Consider the following 15,704-nt stretch of genomic DNA (forward strand, 5'->3'; position numbering starts at 1 on the left):
TTATTTTCGCATCGTATTTTCAAAGACGTGCTTCACTTTATTCACTACATAACTGCTTCCGCCTCGCGTCTTCACGTCCTCTATCATCACAGCGACTATCATGTTTGGATTGACGGCATCATAGGCAACGAACCAACCGTTTTCTTGTCCTTCCTCTCCTTTTTCCCTCTTCAATTCGGCCGTTCCAGTTTTCCCCGCTAAAGAAGCTCCCTCTATTTTCGCTCCTCTGCCGGTCCCTTCCGCATCGTTCACGACCTTCACAAGTGCTGCATTCAGCATCTTTGCATTCTCAGCGGATATAACGTTTTCTTTCCATGCTTTACCCGTGTTTTCTCCTTCTTTCAAAGACGGTACAGGAATCGTACCGCCTGTTACAAAAGGCGCATACGACAGCGCCAGATGAAGGGATGTCATCACAACCTCGCCCTGCCCATATGCCGTATCTGCAAGCTGGATATCATTTTTGATTCCTTTCGCTGCAATCGTCGATTCTTGAAATGGATATTTGAGCGGGAGCTTTTCTGCAAAACCGAATTTCTTTGCCTCTTCTGCAAATTTTTCTTTGCCGATTTTCAGCCCTTCTTGAGCAAAGTAAACATTGTCAGAGTAAACCATTGCCTTCTCCAAATTGATTGGACTTGCGTCTTTAACGCGTGTTACATAATAATTTCCCCAAGAAGAGTCCTTCGCCCACTGCAATCCGGGGATTTGCTTTTCTTCTTGCGGATTCAAGGTTTTTGTATTTAAGCCTATAGCTGCTGTAATCGGTTTGAATACAGACCCGGGCGCATAAGCCTGTGTAAAGCGGTTTAACAGCGGTTTCTTCTGATCAGCGTTCAAAGCTTCCCATTGAGAGGATTTCATTCCTCTTACAAAAGTGTTCGGATCAAAAGAAGGGCTGCTTACAAGCGCCAATACATTTCCTGTTTTCGGATCGACTGCTCCGGCAGTGCCTGCATCGCTCTTCATTTCGTTATACAGTTCTTTTTGCAGGTTTGTATTGATTGTAACTGTAAGGGTCTCTCCGTCTTTTGCAGGCTTTTCCGCCAGCTGCCCCTTCTCTTTCTTATTGGCATCTATTATGTAAATACGGCCGCCGTTCTCGCCCCGCAATTCATTTTCGTATACTTGTTCAAGCCCCCTCTTTCCGATCGTATCCCCAGCTTTATACCCTTTTAAGGTTTTCAATTCCTCCGCAGTAATTTCTCCAACGTAACCCGTTAAGTGACCGGCAGCCTCTTTCAGAGGGTATGTACGCATAGGCTTATTTACTATTTTGACGCCCGGCAAGCTCGTATAGTCGTTATGATTTGCTTCATCAGGAAGAATTGCCAATGGCACGAACAAATTTGATTGTACCCATTTCTCCTTCAGCTTCTTATCAATCTCTTCTGTTGTTATGCCAAGCATCTTTGCTAATGACTCTTTTGTTGTCTGTGCGGTCTCTCCCAGCTTTTCAGGAACAATCCCGACTTGATAGGCTGTTCCGTTTATCGCAAGCCCGTTTCCTTTTTGGTCGAGAATCTCACCTCGCTTTGCCGGATACGGCTTTATTCTGACTTCATCGCCTTTTTGCATAGACGGAAAAAGAAGCGACGGGTTCCAGACGATTTTCCACTCTTCCTTCTCACCCTTCTTTTCTTTTACGAGTGCAGCATGGTGATCAAATGAAATAGTGCCTGCAACAGTGTTTATTTTTGCTTTATAATGCAAGTCCGTCTTTTCTTTATCTTGTTGCTTCTTCTCCTTTGTTTCGGCAAGTTCAGCTGTCACTTGGCTCACTTCAATGCTGCTATAAATATTCTCATAACGTTTTACAAAGTCTTCTTTAGAGACTTCTTTCTTCGAATCGCTTGAAAGCTGTTCGTACATCTTGCTGAATTCTTGCTTGTTCCAGGCCTGGATGTACGCCTTCATCGTTTCCTCCGGCTGCGGCTCTTTATTGCATGCTGCCAAAGAAGCGAAACAGCATAACAGCAGGATTCCCCAAATCTTTTTCATCTCTATCCCCCCTATATCTATCCATTTCCATTATAATACAAATTTGCAATGAACAACGAAAAAAGAACCGGTTTTTACCAGTTCTTTTGTTTCTTTTCATATACCGTGAAATAATACTCATACGGATTTTTTTCATCCTGCACGCCCTGCTCGCGTGAAACTTCTTGCCACTCGGCCTCAGAAATTTCCGGAAACCATGTATCCCCTGTAAACAATTCCTCAATATACGTAATATAGAGACGTTCCGCCGCAGGCAATGCTTCTTGAAACAGTTCTGCACCGCCGATTACGAATACTTCCTCCGCAGTCGAAGCAAATCGCTCCAATAGCTCGCTTATAGAGTGAACAACCGTGCACCCCTCTGCCTGGTATTCTTTATTGCGTGTAACAATAATGTTTTCTCTTCCAGGCAGCGGCTTTCCGATGGATTCAAACGTCTTTCGTCCCATGATAATGGGATGCCCCATTGTCGTTTTCTTAAAATAAGCCAAGTCCGCCGGCAAGCGCCACGGCAAATCGTTATGGCTGCCAATCAAGCGATTTTGATCCATTGCTACAATCAGTGAAATCATACAAAATCCTCCCATACGAATGTATAAACTGTCTATCATTTTAGCATACTTTTCCATGCTTGCGGAATGGAACTTGCCATTTTAGACTGTATAATGCACCTGTACAAATTCGTTCATCCTCTTTGTTTCTTTTAAATGCAGCTTCATTTTTGGATTGTCGTTCTTAAATAAAGGAATGCCCTTTTCTAAAATAACAGGGATGTACGTAAGGATAAATTCGTCCACTGCCCCAGCCTTCATGAAAGCGTCCAATATGCCGGCTCCGCCTACGAGCCAAATATTCTGCCCCTTCCCCTGTTTCAGCCTGCAGACAAAATTGTTTACATCTTCATTCACAAACTCCGCATGTTCATCTTTTCCCATTTGCGTACCGGAAAAAACATAGCACTTCTTTTCGGCGTACGGAAAAGGTACATCAAAACCGAGGATTTGATTGTAGGTCGCTTTGCCCATCACGACTGTGTCAATTGTTTCAAAAAAGCTTTTGTATCCGTTGTCGCCCTCGCCGCCTGCCTCCTCTAGCCAATCGACACCCCCGTTTTCGTCCGCGATGTACCCATCCAAGCTTACTGCGATATACAAAATAACCTTTCTATCCTTATTCATGTTTCGTTTCCCCCTTGTTCCTCTTCTTTTTTCCCCACGTCATAATCCTACTATATAATTACGAAAAAAATTGTCATGTTCATTGTCCAAATCAAAAAGGCTCCTTGGTATTATCATATACATGAATGTGAACAGAAAATTCACGGCATAGCTGCTGGCAAATGCATTCGGGGTTTTGATTAGAACATGATAAAAAGACACTCTCCTATACAGGGAGTGTCTTGCTGCAGATTATACCGCAACCGGGGCCTTGATAGCCGGATGCGGATCATATTCGATCAATTCGATATCTTCTACTTCAACATCAAAAACCGACGCAATGCTTTGGTTGATTTTTAATGCAGGAAACGGCTTTGGTTCGCGAGCCAGCTGCATTTGCACTTGCTCGATGTGATTTGTGTAGATATGCGCATCTCCTAATGTATGAACGAAGTCGCCAACCTCTAATCCGCACTCATGCGCAATTAAGTGAGTGAGGAGCGCATAGCTTGCAATATTAAAAGGAATGCCTAGGAAAATGTCACCGCTGCGCTGATACAGCTGACAGGACAGCTTTCCGTCCGCCACATAAAACTGAAACATAGTATGACAAGGCGGCAGCGCCATAGACGGCACATCCTCGGGCGACCACGCCGAAACGATGAGACGTCTGGAATCCGGATTCATTTTAATCGTTTCAATGACATCTTTTAGCTGATCAATTGTTTCTCCCGTTGAGGTTTTCCATGCTCTCCACTGCTTGCCGTATATATTTCCAAGGTCGCCGTATGTGCGCGCAAATTCATCATCCTCAAGAATTTGCTTTTTAAACAGCTCCATTTGCTCTTCATACTGTTTGTTAAATGCTTCATCCTCTTGTGAACGAAGACCAAAATCCGCCATATCCGGACCTTTGTATGCCTCGCTCTCTACCCATTTTTTAAAAGCCCACTCGTTCCATATATTATTGTTATGCTGCAATAAGTAGCGGATGTTCGTGTCGCCTTTCATAAACCAAAGCAGTTCGCTCACAATGAGACGAAAAGGAATTCGCTTCGTTGTCAAAAGAGGGAATCCTTCTTTTAAATTGAAACGCATTTGGTACCCGAACGCAGAAAACGTGCCCGTTCCGGTCCGGTCTTCTTTTTTCGTCCCATTCTCCAAGACATGGCGGCACATGTTCAGATATTCGTATTCAGCATGCTTCATATTATCCCTCTTTCCTTTCTCATTCAAAACCTGATACGGCCTATCTAAAAAAGTGAATGCCTTCTGCCTGTATCTTTCTATATACATTCACCACTATGACAATTGTGCCCTGCATATGAGTTGAGGTCAAGAGTTGATTTTTTTAAGAAAAACGGAGCCGGCTCGTTCAGGCGCAGAATCTAAGGTTCTCCGTCCTAAAAAGCGCTTTTTGCTTTTTTGTAGCGGAGGTTCTTAGGTGACCCGGCGGAGTTAGCCATTTCCCCAATTTGTAAACTCTTATAATGTAGCAAAAAAAAGATGCAGGAGCTTTCTCCTACATCTCTTTTCGGATCATATCTGCAATTTCTAGCAGCTCTTTCCTGCTGATTTTCACTTTGTCGAACGGTGTTTTATGGCCATTATACTGTACAATTTCCACATTGTCTTCTACGATATCGGCTTTTGTATGCTTGTTCACTTGAAACATGACAAAACCTCCTTGTATTTCTAGGTTGCCCAAAGTTTTCATTCCATACAAAAGGGACAAGCAATTTGATGCTTGTCCCTTTCTTTTATGAGAGCCATTGCGGCGGTTGATTTTTGCCCCAATAGATTTTTCCAAGCTCATGATGGGCAAAGAAGCCGTCATCGCTGCTGTGGTAATGAAAATCGAAATAATATCCTTCTTTTGGCGGATGATCGCGTCTTACGTGGAAACGAAGCAAATCTTTTCCTGTACGCGTATCGTATACATGAAAGATTTTTTCATTTTCTCCGCCCTTTGGACGCTGAGAGAACGCTAAATGCGATAACGAATCAGAAGGCTGCTGCTCTGTAAAAGCTGTTAACGTTTCCTCCATACGCGGCAAAATGTCAGCTTCGAATTGTTGTTCAATGGCCGGCCCGATTTTAGAGCCGAATTTCATCATGGACTGCTTCTCCGCTTCTTCCCTTGCATATGTAATGAAGGCAACGGACGTCAATTGACTATCTTCTAATGAGAGCTCTTGCGTTTCCTCCTGAGCACGAGAGGCTTGCTCCATATTTTGCTTCGTAGACCTGTCCGCTTTCGCATTATCTAATAATACAGCGGGCGGCGTAACCAATCCAAAAGTAAGGACAGTAATGAGCGTGACAAGTGTTTTCTTCATCCAATTTGGCATGCGTTCTCCCCCCTTTCTCTCTCTCGGTACATGCAAACGCAAGCATTTTTTATATTTTTCATTATACAAAACTTATTTTCCTAATTATATTACAATTTCATGAACTTAGCGTACAAGTTTTACAAGGGACATGTATATTTTTACTAGAAATGTCATAAAATTTTAACAATTGGATATCCTGCTTACAAAGGAGTAGATAAAATGAGCTTGAATATGGTGTATTTCCTCATTAGCCTTGGAACGCTTGTCTTCTTCATATATCAAAACATTACAGACTAAAAGGAAAGGGATTTGCATCTCTTCCTTTTTTTATGGTATGAACACATATCGAATGACTACTCCGGCTGCGAGACATCCCGCTGCAATTCCTGCCCATATATGAAAGATCCCTAAAGCGATGATGCCATAGAACAGCAATGCAGGCAAAAAAATGCTAATTCTCGGTTCAACCATTAAAAGCAATTCTCCGTTTGGACAATAAAGGCGCAGAAGCAGCTTATCTGTAAAGAGCTTCCACTGTTCTCCCGACTGCTTAAAGATTGCAAACAAGACGAAAACAATAACAATCATACAAAGCCACCACGGAGCCATATAGAAAGCGGCAGAACTATACCCTGTAACAAGAAAATAAAACTGTCTATTTGTATCTGTCCGAAAATACTGCTTTAGAAATAACTCGGCAATGCGCAACGTTTTTTTGTCCGTTTTCCACAGCCTCTTTGACCGCGGGAATATCCAAGGCTTCTTGGATTGGACAGGCTTTTGTACATGACCGGCTCCAATCAATACTGTTGAAGTCCATCGCAATGCCTCCCTCCTCTCCTGTTCCGCTTCTTGCAGGAAAAATCGCTGATAATGCAGTTTATGGCGAATGCATACTTGGAGAAAAAAACCGAGCAAAGGACCATAGAGAAAAATCACATAAGCAAATTGAGTCAGCAAAAACACGCCGGTACTAAAAACAAGCACCATAATTCCCCAACTTGTCAGATGAAGCAGCTTTTGCTCCCATTTTTTCTGAATTCGTACTGCCCAATATCGGTTGAGAAACATTTGAATATAACTCATGAAGATATGAAACAGCAGCAATATCAAAACCTGAAAAATATTCAAATTGTATCCTTTTACGAAAATAGGCAAGGTATATGCAAAAATAATCACATGTAACAAACACACTTTACAAAATGTATACCACATGCCACGCACGATAATAGAGCGTAGAAAGTGCGGATGTTGTATTAAAAACAAGCTGTCTCCCGGCTCCAAAAAAGAACGGACGCTCCCAAAAGATGTAAGAACAAATAAAAGTGTGCAGGCGATTGGCAACGGTATGTAGGTAACCCAATCCGGCGGTGTATGCCATAAAGAAGATTGATACATGCCGGCAAAAACAAGAGCAGGAATCACAAAATATAAAGCAATCGTCCAATCTACAATGGAGCGAATGGTATTCCATTTTTGGGTCCATTCATGAAGCAGCCGTTTATAAAAGATTTGTTTATTCATACTGTTCCTGCCTTACAATGACATCAAAGCAGTCCATCAGCGTTGCATTAGGCATACCTGCTAATTGCTGAATGTTCGCTAAGCTTCCGTTCGCAAGCAATTCCCCGCTTGAAACAAGCAAAAACCGCTCACATATTCTTTCAGCCGTATCCAATACGTGTGTACATAGCAATACACCCACTCCGCGTTTTCTTTCTTTTTGCAGCAGCGTCAAAAAATCTCGAATTGCTGTCGGATCTAATCCAAGAAACGGCTCGTCTACAATATAAAAATCCGGTTTAGCCAAAAATGCAAGCATAAGCATAACCTTCTGCTTCATTCCCTTTGAAAATTGTCCTATGTAGCTGTGCTTGCTTTCCTCCATCCGAAAGATACGCAGCAATTCCTCAGCATCCTCTTCCCACCCTGTGTCCAGCATTTTCGCAGCAGCAAGCAGTTCCATATGCTCCCATAATGTTAAATAGTCATAGTAGACAGGCTGCTCCGGTACGTATGCGTACCCGCCGCCATTAATAGAAACTGTTCCGTCCATATGAGGCAATAACCCGAGAATCGCTTTTATAATCGTGCTCTTCCCGGCTCCATTTGCGCCGATTAAGGCAACAAGTTCTCCGCTTACTACGGAAAATATAATGTTATGAATAATCGGCTCCCCTTCTGCGTAACCCGCAGAGCGAATATGTACTTGAAGCAAATTCATCCCCCTATCTATTTTTGGATTAAATTCCCATATAATATTATTATAGCATTTCGTTAAATCAGGGAAAGAAAATCTTTTTCTGCCATATTAAAATTCTATCTATTAAGTTAAATGAGTTTCATATAAAATGATAAGGAAATGACTTTAATGGAGGAACATATATGAATTTTGTGCATAAGCGGGAGCGGACATATTTCATGCTGCTTATTTTTATCAGCATCCCGACCTATTTACTTCTTTTCTTAAGCGGTATAGGGATCTTATTATTGCTTATTTTCGCTCTTATTCCTATGCTTCTTTCTTTATTGCACATAGGCTATGTCCGAAGCAATGGAGTAAAGATAACCCCCCGGCAATTTCCGCATATACATGAAGCAGCTGAAAAAATCAGACAGGATATGGGTCTGACATCTATACCCGATATGTATATCATGCAATCCGGCGGACTTTTGAATGCATTTGCGACTCGATTTTTTGGGAAAAACATGGTTGTTTTATACTCAGAAATCGTAGAAGCTACTATGATAAACGGCGAAGAAAAGCTGCATTTTATCATTGCCCATGAAATGGCGCATATCAAGCGTAATCATATTATTAAAAACTTGCTTATATTGCCCGGAAATTGGATTCCGTTTCTCAGCGAAGCATATTCGCGGGCATGTGAGTATACATGTGACCGCATGGCTTCATTTTGCATTCAAAATGCAGAAGCTTCCAAACAAGCTTTAACGATTTTGGCTGTCGGTAAAGAGCTGTATGAGCAAGTCGATATAAAAGAGTATCAAATTGAAAGCAGCAAGGAAACAAATCCGGTTGTCTGGTTAAGCGAAAAGTTAAGCACGCATCCAAGCTTGCCAAAGCGCATTCATAAAATTACTGTTTTCAGCGGGCAGGAAACGCCTGTCTCTTTTAAAACATCGCGCCAAACGAGGTGGATGCTTGCTGGTATTGCTGCGGCCTCTCTTTTATTTATCGGAACCGGGGCTGCTCTGCTGTATCAGCTGCCGAAAACTGCTGTATACAGTGATTTTATGCTTGGCGCATCGAATACTACGCCATTAATGCTTGCCGCGTCGGAAAACGATACGGCAAAAGCAAAAGAATTGCTAGATGAAGACGCTGACGTGAATGTAAAAGATTCAGACGGCTGGACAGCGCTTCACTATGCGCTCATCCCTGCTGAAGAAGAACCATTTTCACAGGACATGCCGGCGAATCAAGAAATCAATAAAACGATGGTAGAGCTCCTTCTTAAAGCGAATGCGAATGCGAATGCTTCTTCAAAGGGCGGGGATATACCGCTTCATTACATTGTTGAAAGCGGAGATAAGCAGCTTATTAAAACTGCGCTCAAGCACGGCGGCAGCTTAGCTGTTACAGACACTTACGGAGAAACGCCGTTATTTGTCGCAGTATATACGAACCAGCCTGAAATTGTGCGTCTGCTGCTTGATGAAGGCGCAGATCCAAAGGTAAAAAATACAGGCGATATGACGGTACTGGATATCGCTAAGGACGAAGGCTTTGCAGAGATTGTCTCCATTCTGGAAAACAAGCAAAAAATTGTAGATTAGTCATAAGAAAAGGATAGGCAATCCCTATCCTTTTTATAATATGAGCAAACTTTTAGAATTTTCGGAGCATGTCTAGCTCCACCGGCTAGGTGCAGAACCAGAGAACCTCTGCTTCTGCACCTCGAAGGCTCCGCTTTTCTTACTTTACAAACTTTGTCGTCACATAGCGGAACAGTACCGACTTTCCTGTACCTCCGAGAACACCGACTGCTTTTCGACCTGCACCCGTGCTGTACAGAAATTTCCGCAGAAATCCCGGACCCATTAAACAAAAAATCATGAATCCGAACCCGATTACGAAATCCTTTAAATCGACGGCGTCTCCTATGCTGTTAAAAGCGAGCCATAGAATCATAATCTGCAAACTTTGCGTGAAAATCGTCGCAATCGTTTCGCGCCACCACACACTCCATATATTCATGTCCTCATTCACGATAGACCAAGCTGCAAGAGGACTCATAACAAATATGATCAAGAGCTCTACCGTCCGGATAATATATTGAATGGCCAGAAGAAGAAAGATAATGGCCATAGCCAAACCGGCCAGCAGCACAGCTGTTGCAGCTGTTCCCGGAACTCCGACGAATTTAGAAAAAGTTTCGACTTTAATGCCCTTATCTAAAAAAATTTGGACGATTGCGTTATTTAAAGGAATGAGAATTTCCTTTAAAAGGAACGGTGCCAAAACGGCAAGAATTCCCCCCACAAAGGTGCGAACAATAACTTCTTGCACACCCCTTTGGCTGTATCCGCCTATCTTCTCTACAATCAGTTTAAACATATTGAAGGTAAAGAAAACCCCTCCAATGGTTACAGAAATCATAAAAATGATATTATAAGCTTCTGATACGTATGCATATTTTGATAAATCAGTTGGCATAAACAAGTATATTTTCAGCCAGCTGAACGCTGCATTGGCAATATCATTCATGAGATTATGGAGAAGCTCGTTTAAATATTCGATCGGACTCTTGAACATATAGCTCCTCCTTATTTTGCGGCAGGCACATCCGTCAATAGAGCTGCAGAATCGATTCGCCATGTATCTTGTTTTTGCAGTGCAAGCTGAATATAGTGTGTGCTCGTTATCGAGTTTCCTTTAATCGTAACTGTGCGGTTAACAGCAGCTATTACCGTTGCGGTCCTTTCGTTTGTTTCTCCCTCAAAAATGGATATACTATGAACCTTTATATCTGTTTTTGTAGTGCCCTTGTTTTCTCCAAGCGGAATGATTTCTGCTTCTCCCCGTTCTGTGACATATGCACGCAATGCTGTATGGTCAGCTCCGCTGTACAGAGCTTTGCAAAAGGATTGAATGGTTTGATTCATACTCTTATCAGCCAAGACAGTCTTCGTATCGAAATGCGCCGCCCCCTTTAACGAGCGCAATTCTTCTTGCAAGTGCTTTCTATCTTCTAAGCTATTTAAATAAAAATAAAGCCCCCATACCGTAATAACAAGAAAGAGTAGACTCGCCGCCAGCATCCATTTCATTGTCTTCATCAACTTCCTCCTGCCGGTATACGTCCGTATCCGTAAATTTTTTCCCGCCATACGGGCTTGTTAAGATCGCTGTATCCGACTCCGTCGCTGTTGCTGTTGTACATCATCCCGTTTCCGACATAAAGACCTACATGACTGATAAAAGCGTGATTGCTCGTTCCGGTGAAAAATATTAAATCTCCCGGCCGCAGCTCCTTCTCGGTTATTCGCGTCGTATATCGATACTGCTCCTCTGCAGTTCTGGGCAAATGAACACCAGCTGCGGCAAAGGCCCATTTCATAAGACCGCTGCAATCAAAGCTTGTACTCGGCGTCTCTCCTCCCCAGCTGTATGGCCACTTCTCGTATTTCAATGCTTCTCCCATAACCTGCTGAAACAAAGAATCTCCGCTTAATGATCCTTGCATTCGGTCTAAATACCGCATCACTTTTGCCGAGTATGTATAGTCCCCGTAGCAATAGGGGCTGCGCCAGCCGCAGCTTGCCGATTTTGTATGCGCAATTGAAAATTGCTTATTCAGCTCTTCTGTGCCGACACCGCCGTGCTCCTTTATATAGTAAAGCCAGCCCGGTCCGTAGTTATAGCTTTGTATAATAGTAGAAAGATCTGTAATCCCGAGCTTCTCAGCTGTTTGCAGCATATTTTTCCAGTGCTTGACCCCCTGCTGAATACTTGCTGCCGGATCAGTGATAGAGCCTGGAGGAAGACCAGCTGATTCGCTGCTCTGCATCACATCCGCTGCTGTTCCCCCGCTTTCTTGCATGATGATGGATAACAAAACCGGAATATATTTTTCATCCAGCCCTGCTTTTTTTGCAGCATCTCGTACAATCGGCTCCCACTGCCGTACTTCCGGTGTCACTACGTGAACATCTCTTGATTGACTCGGCAATCCGCCAAAAAATACGATGAATAGAAGCAGACACAGCAGCAAACAAGCTGTAAGTACTTCTTTCCAATACTTGATCCCTAAAATAGCCGCTTTTGCATACATGCTATCCTTCGCCCCCGAACCGTTCCGCATATTGCCTCGGGTCAATCAGCTGCAATTCTTCCGGTGTTGCATCTACTCGCATATACACCCGGTTATGTCCGGCAACATATATGCCCTCTCCTTGCTTGCGCCGTCCGATGATCACTTCTTCCTCCTCTGAAAGCCGAAGCACATCATATTCCTTTAGATCACGAATATCATTATCCTGCAAGCCTAAGAGAAGCATGCTGATGCTATTATTCAATATCGCTTTGCCTACATTGTGCCCGCCCTCTGCCGTACCGAGAAAATCAATAGGCTGCTGCGAAGCAACAATGGCTTCCCCTGCATACTTTCGGATACGTTTATATACATCTAGAAGAAACAACGCGCTCTTTGCGTTACGCATAAGAAGATGCGCTTCATCTACATATAGCTTTTTAGGCGTAATGGTATCGCGTGTAATTTCTTCCCATAAAAATGACAGAATATTAAACATAACAACAGGCTGACTGTCTCCGTCCTGCTGCAAATCTCTTATATCAAAGCAAATGATGTTGTTATGCAGATTCACATTTGTAGTTCCATTAAAGAGTTTTGCATTCGTCCCCTCTGTATACATCCGCAAAATTTCCCGAAAATCCCGCAAGCTTTCATACCCTTTTTCTCCGATATGACGATATAAGTCATCTAGCGTCGGAAATGCTTCCGCCTTTCGGTTAGCAAATACAGTATCCTCCGTAATGCCCGACTGTCTATATACAGCGAATAGTGCCCGCTCCAATAGAGCGCTTTCCAATACAGACATATTCGGATAAATGAGCTTAAAAAAGATTTTTAGCCGCTGCATCTTTAAAAACAAAACGCTGCCGCGAATATCATCGTCCGTTGTATCATGCAAAATGTGAAACGGATTAATTACATGCTCAGTATTGTTGCTGATTCGGATTACCTGACCGCCGATTTGCGAAACAACACGGGCAAACTCACGTTCAGGATCTATCAGAAAGAAACGAGTATCTTCGCTTTCGAGCACCCATTGCCGTAGCAAATGCTTCTGCATAAAAAAGCTTTTCCCCATGCCGGTCGTCCCAAGAATAAGCATATTGCGCGACGGAAATACCTTCTTATTATTCATATCAACAAGGACCACATTGTCTGTGTGGAGATTTTGCCCCATAATAATCCCGCTTTGCATAAACAGCTCGCTTTCATCAAACGGCAGCATGGAAGATGCGGCAGAAGTATGCATATTTTGATGCGTATAATGAGGAAGCGCAATCTCGCAAATCGGCAGTACGCTTCGAAAGGCTTCGAGCATATTGTCTCTTGCAGGAACAATTGAAAGCCCTGTTTGCCATATGATGCTTTGCAAGCGATCTGTTAAACGATCTAGTTCTTCTAAACTGGATGCTTGCAAATGGATATACGTATGAACGAGAAAAATAGTTTTATGATTATGACCGAGAAGCACATCCAGCATATGCTCGGCACTTTTTTGCTTTCGCTCCGTTTCCTTGCGGCGCACCGGCGAAAGCGATTGATTCATCCGAGCTTCATATTCTTCAATAGATTGGTTAAGATGACGAATCATCTTATCGCTTGCTACAGGGACGAGATGGGTGCTTATATTTATATTTCCGGAAAAACGATACAGCTTTGTAAGCCAGTTCCCCCTTACGCTGTTTGGATAATCGACGACCAAAAGTGTTCGCGCATAATTTCTGCCGAATAAAAGGCAGTCTCTCATTTCTTCAGCACATCCAGGCGCAATTCTATTCTTAAGAGACGCACACGTGCCTACATACATTTCCAGCTCAGATTGTCTCTTGCTAGTTTTGGAGAATATCACGTGCTCTCCCTCCTATTGTGTAGGGGTAAATAAATATATCTTGAATAGGACAATGCTGCGATCCTTCATAATCAAACAGGGTGTGAAGATATCTCGCAATATCTAAATCACTTGCTTCCTGCACGGTTAATCCCATTTCCTCCAGCCCGCTTTTCACTTGTTTTTTCTTTTGATCGAGCAGGACCATGCTCTCTTCATATGCTTGTTTTGTCGTGCCTGTAATAAGTTCGCCTATCATCAAATAGCGCTGCCGCTGAATCATTGTTGTACTCGTCTCCATCCCTTTGGCATATGCTATATATCCTTTTAGCAATTCCTGCTTTACAGAAGAAGAATCATCTCTTTTTGTTTCTAAACTCTTTACATAACTCCCAAGGTCTACTGGCTGAGACATAATCGCTGTTTGAATAGGAAAAGATAAGCTTCTTAAAAACAATTCGTACTTTTCCATCGTTTCGTTTAACTCACGATGGCTCATTAAGTCGAGATTGAAGGAGGACACACGAAGAAGCTGCACAAGGCGAAAGTCCTGCGTGACAATGACTCCCCCGTCAAGCGCCCTCACCGGTATCAAATTTTGGATGGATTGCTCCTGCTGCTGTTTTTTCTCTGCTTTCTTCTTCCAATAGTTCCTCATGAATATCCTCCTTCCGGTAGTAATATACTCTCTGTCTCGCATGGAATCGAACGAGTTCACGGGCATGCTGCCAAAACGGAATGTTTTCCCGCACTGGTCTCACATAGACAAGAACAGCCGAAACCATCAAAGTAATCGTAATGACAGGAATCTTTATGTACATAGAAATCGGCATAAGGAGCACCGGAATATCGAGAAGAAGTGACGGTAAAAAACAGACTAAATCCCTCAGTGTAACATTTTGCATAATTTCAAAATTTCCATTCACATTTCCGGGAATTGTATATTCCTGCTTTTCCTCCATGTGCTCACCCCAGCAGTCCAAGGAACCATTTCATAATAGCGCCTGCGCTCATAACAATTGCTACAATAATGAATGTATCCTTCATATTCTTCTTGTACTCGCCTTTCTTTCCTGCAGAGCTCGTAAGGTTATACATAACGCCCATCGCCATAATAGCCGCTGTCCCGATAGACGGCGACACAACCATAAAGAAGTTGATGAGACCATTCGCGACATTTTTTACAATCGTAGTCGGGTCATCACTTGCCGCTAAAACGATATGCGGCGCCATTCCTGCACAAAATACCAATATCGAGACATACAATCGTTTCCAGCATTTCATATACTCAGCTCTCCTTTCGGGGTTTCTTTTTGGGTATTTTTATCGAGATACTCCTCTAACGCCTCTATTACGACGTTATAAATAAAACGATCATTCATACTGCAATAGACATCAAGCCGCTTCTTCAGCTCAATCGGAATTTCCGCATTTAACTTTTTTGTTTCCTCCTGGCTCACGTGCCCTCCCCCTTCTTTGAAGAAATCTTCTTTTCTTCATTAATGTATATCCCCCTAAGTCCATAAAGACAACACCTCTAGCACAGATTTCGTTCTTCAAATGATGACATAACTTCTAAAAGATATGAAAAATGGAACAAAAAAATCACATCGGACAAACTCCGATGTGATCTTCCATGTAAAAAGATGCTGTATTTACAAATCCCTGCAAAGCGCCGCCAATACGTTGATTTGTATCGCTTTAGCAGCATGCCGCAAGACTGATCCCCACAGCAATCAATACAAGACTTGCGCCATGTTTAAGATTACATAACGGTGTCTAACCTTAATCACAGTAGAATATAAAAGCATCCAATATGCATGAAACCTTAATTTACAAACAAAATAAAAATCATTACAACTTTTGCTTGCATTTTGTCCGTTGATTAAATAGAATATTCTGTAAATACTTATAAGAACGAAATCGTTGAACAGGAAGAGTAAACCAACCGCCGTTCCACAGAGAGCAATCGGCAGCTGAAAAGATTGCGCTGCGGCCTGGTTGAATGACACCTGCGAGTGCTGCTTTGAACAAAAAGTAGAAGCAGCCGGTCTTCGCCGTTACAGAAGCTGAGTGGTCATAATGACAATTTGGGTGGCACCGCGGT

General features: G+C 42.7%; 17 protein-coding genes and 1 other annotated feature (1 of these 18 only partly in view). Of the genes, 1 reads left to right on the plus strand and 16 read right to left on the minus strand.

The annotated features are described in order from the left end of the window. The 8 genes from H540_RS0104770 to H540_RS0104805 all read right to left on the minus strand — a co-directional run bounded on the left by H540_RS0104770 (nucleotide 1) and on the right by H540_RS0104805 (nucleotide 7,709). Complete coding sequence (locus tag H540_RS0104770; protein WP_028399653.1) at nucleotides 1-2,001, minus strand: penicillin-binding transpeptidase domain-containing protein; 2,001 nt, start codon at nucleotides 1,999-2,001, stop codon at nucleotides 1-3. 74 nt (nucleotides 2,002-2,075) lie between these two features. Then, nucleotides 2,076-2,573 (minus strand): dihydrofolate reductase, encoded by a 498-nt coding sequence (locus H540_RS0104775; RefSeq protein WP_028399654.1) that lies wholly within the window; start codon nucleotides 2,571-2,573, stop codon nucleotides 2,076-2,078. 81 nt (nucleotides 2,574-2,654) lie between these two features. After that, nucleotides 2,655-3,179: a dihydrofolate reductase family protein gene (locus H540_RS0104780; RefSeq protein WP_028399655.1), complete on the minus strand. Its 525-nt coding sequence runs from the start codon at nucleotides 3,177-3,179 to the stop codon at nucleotides 2,655-2,657. A 231-nt stretch (nucleotides 3,180-3,410) separates the two neighbouring features. Beyond that, nucleotides 3,411-4,367 (minus strand): thymidylate synthase, encoded by a 957-nt coding sequence (locus tag H540_RS0104785; RefSeq protein WP_028399656.1) that lies wholly within the window; start codon nucleotides 4,365-4,367, stop codon nucleotides 3,411-3,413. 313 nt (nucleotides 4,368-4,680) lie between these two features. Further along, nucleotides 4,681-4,833, minus strand: a complete 153-nt coding sequence (locus H540_RS32960; RefSeq protein ID WP_155890943.1) for a hypothetical protein — start codon at nucleotides 4,831-4,833, stop codon at nucleotides 4,681-4,683. Nucleotides 4,834-4,918: 85 nt separating this feature from the next. Further along, entirely contained in the window at nucleotides 4,919-5,509 is a 591-nt protein-coding gene (locus tag H540_RS0104795; RefSeq protein WP_028399657.1) for a YpjP family protein, read from the minus strand. 309 nt (nucleotides 5,510-5,818) lie between these two features. Beyond that, nucleotides 5,819-7,015 carry an ABC transporter permease gene (locus tag H540_RS0104800; protein ID WP_028399658.1) on the minus strand — a complete coding sequence of 399 codons (1,197 nt, stop codon included), beginning with the start codon at nucleotides 7,013-7,015 and terminating at the stop codon, nucleotides 5,819-5,821. After that, the gene (locus H540_RS0104805) at nucleotides 7,008-7,709 is read right to left on the minus strand and encodes an ABC transporter ATP-binding protein (protein WP_028399659.1); all 702 of its coding nucleotides are present in this window, start codon (nucleotides 7,707-7,709) and stop codon (nucleotides 7,008-7,010) included. The genes H540_RS0104800 and H540_RS0104805 overlap by 8 nt, the downstream gene beginning before the upstream one ends. A gap of 167 nt (nucleotides 7,710-7,876) precedes the next feature. Between H540_RS0104805 and H540_RS29010 the strand changes: the two genes are divergently transcribed. Beyond that, nucleotides 7,877-9,289 carry a M48 family metallopeptidase gene (locus H540_RS29010; protein WP_051316996.1) on the plus strand — a complete coding sequence of 471 codons (1,413 nt, stop codon included), beginning with the start codon at nucleotides 7,877-7,879 and terminating at the stop codon, nucleotides 9,287-9,289. 139 nt (nucleotides 9,290-9,428) lie between these two features. On the opposite strand, the gene H540_RS0104815 is transcribed toward H540_RS29010, so the two are convergent. From H540_RS0104815 to H540_RS29015, 8 genes are read right to left on the minus strand one after another with little or no spacing between them, the layout of a single operon-like run. Next, the gene (locus H540_RS0104815) at nucleotides 9,429-10,268 is read right to left on the minus strand and encodes a conjugal transfer protein TrbL family protein (protein ID WP_028399660.1); all 840 of its coding nucleotides are present in this window, start codon (nucleotides 10,266-10,268) and stop codon (nucleotides 9,429-9,431) included. Nucleotides 10,269-10,279: 11 nt separating this feature from the next. Further along, nucleotides 10,280-10,792, minus strand: coding sequence for a hypothetical protein (locus H540_RS0104820; protein ID WP_028399661.1), 513 nt, complete (start codon nucleotides 10,790-10,792; stop codon nucleotides 10,280-10,282). Then, on the minus strand, nucleotides 10,792-11,787 hold the full coding sequence (locus H540_RS0104825; RefSeq protein ID WP_028399662.1) for a bifunctional lytic transglycosylase/C40 family peptidase: 996 nt from the start codon (nucleotides 11,785-11,787) through the stop codon (nucleotides 10,792-10,794). The genes H540_RS0104820 and H540_RS0104825 overlap by 1 nt, the downstream gene beginning before the upstream one ends. A gap of 1 nt (nucleotide 11,788) precedes the next feature. Then, entirely contained in the window at nucleotides 11,789-13,618 is a 1,830-nt protein-coding gene (locus H540_RS0104830; protein WP_028399663.1) for a VirB4 family type IV secretion system protein, read from the minus strand. Then, complete coding sequence (locus H540_RS0104835; protein WP_155890944.1) at nucleotides 13,599-14,255, minus strand: TraC-like domain-containing protein; 657 nt, start codon at nucleotides 14,253-14,255, stop codon at nucleotides 13,599-13,601. Before H540_RS0104835 ends, H540_RS0104830 begins: the two co-directional genes overlap by 20 nt. Beyond that, nucleotides 14,170-14,559, minus strand: a complete 390-nt coding sequence (locus H540_RS0104840) for a hypothetical protein (RefSeq protein WP_028399665.1) — start codon at nucleotides 14,557-14,559, stop codon at nucleotides 14,170-14,172. The genes H540_RS0104835 and H540_RS0104840 overlap by 86 nt, the downstream gene beginning before the upstream one ends. Before the next feature lie 4 nt (nucleotides 14,560-14,563). Beyond that, nucleotides 14,564-14,881: a pilin gene (locus tag H540_RS0104845; protein WP_028399666.1), complete on the minus strand. Its 318-nt coding sequence runs from the start codon at nucleotides 14,879-14,881 to the stop codon at nucleotides 14,564-14,566. After that, the gene (locus H540_RS29015) at nucleotides 14,878-15,057 is read right to left on the minus strand and encodes a hypothetical protein (protein ID WP_034670370.1); all 180 of its coding nucleotides are present in this window, start codon (nucleotides 15,055-15,057) and stop codon (nucleotides 14,878-14,880) included. The genes H540_RS0104845 and H540_RS29015 overlap by 4 nt, the downstream gene beginning before the upstream one ends. 457 nt (nucleotides 15,058-15,514) lie before the next feature. Next, nucleotides 15,515-15,704: a binding site (T-box leader), on the plus strand; it runs 15 nt beyond the window's last position.

The sequence above is a fragment of the Ectobacillus panaciterrae DSM 19096 genome (assembly GCF_000430785.1).
Taxonomy (GTDB): domain Bacteria; phylum Bacillota; class Bacilli; order Bacillales; family Bacillaceae_G; genus Ectobacillus; species Ectobacillus panaciterrae.

Coding starts and splice junctions, on each gene's coding strand:
- H540_RS0104770 (WP_028399653.1), bottom strand. CDS start 2,001: ATGAAAAAGATTTGGGGAATCCTGCTGTTATGCTGTTTCGCTTCTTTG.
- H540_RS0104785 (WP_028399656.1), bottom strand. CDS start 4,367: ATGAAGCATGCTGAATACGAATATCTGAACATGTGCCGCCATGTCTTG.
- H540_RS0104815 (WP_028399660.1), bottom strand. CDS start 10,268: ATGTTCAAGAGTCCGATCGAATATTTAAACGAGCTTCTCCATAATCTC.
- H540_RS32960 (WP_155890943.1), bottom strand. CDS start 4,833: ATGTTTCAAGTGAACAAGCATACAAAAGCCGATATCGTAGAAGACAAT.
- H540_RS0104800 (WP_028399658.1), bottom strand. CDS start 7,015: ATGAATAAACAAATCTTTTATAAACGGCTGCTTCATGAATGGACCCAA.
- H540_RS0104795 (WP_028399657.1), bottom strand. CDS start 5,509: ATGCCAAATTGGATGAAGAAAACACTTGTCACGCTCATTACTGTCCTT.
- H540_RS0104825 (WP_028399662.1), bottom strand. CDS start 11,787: ATGTATGCAAAAGCGGCTATTTTAGGGATCAAGTATTGGAAAGAAGTA.
- H540_RS0104840 (WP_028399665.1), bottom strand. CDS start 14,559: ATGGAGGAAAAGCAGGAATATACAATTCCCGGAAATGTGAATGGAAAT.
- H540_RS0104780 (WP_028399655.1), bottom strand. CDS start 3,179: ATGAATAAGGATAGAAAGGTTATTTTGTATATCGCAGTAAGCTTGGAT.
- H540_RS29010 (WP_051316996.1), top strand. CDS start 7,877: ATGAATTTTGTGCATAAGCGGGAGCGGACATATTTCATGCTGCTTATT.
- H540_RS0104775 (WP_028399654.1), bottom strand. CDS start 2,573: ATGATTTCACTGATTGTAGCAATGGATCAAAATCGCTTGATTGGCAGC.
- H540_RS0104845 (WP_028399666.1), bottom strand. CDS start 14,881: ATGAAATGCTGGAAACGATTGTATGTCTCGATATTGGTATTTTGTGCA.
- H540_RS0104835 (WP_155890944.1), bottom strand. CDS start 14,255: ATGAGGAACTATTGGAAGAAGAAAGCAGAGAAAAAACAGCAGCAGGAG.
- H540_RS0104820 (WP_028399661.1), bottom strand. CDS start 10,792: ATGAAGACAATGAAATGGATGCTGGCGGCGAGTCTACTCTTTCTTGTT.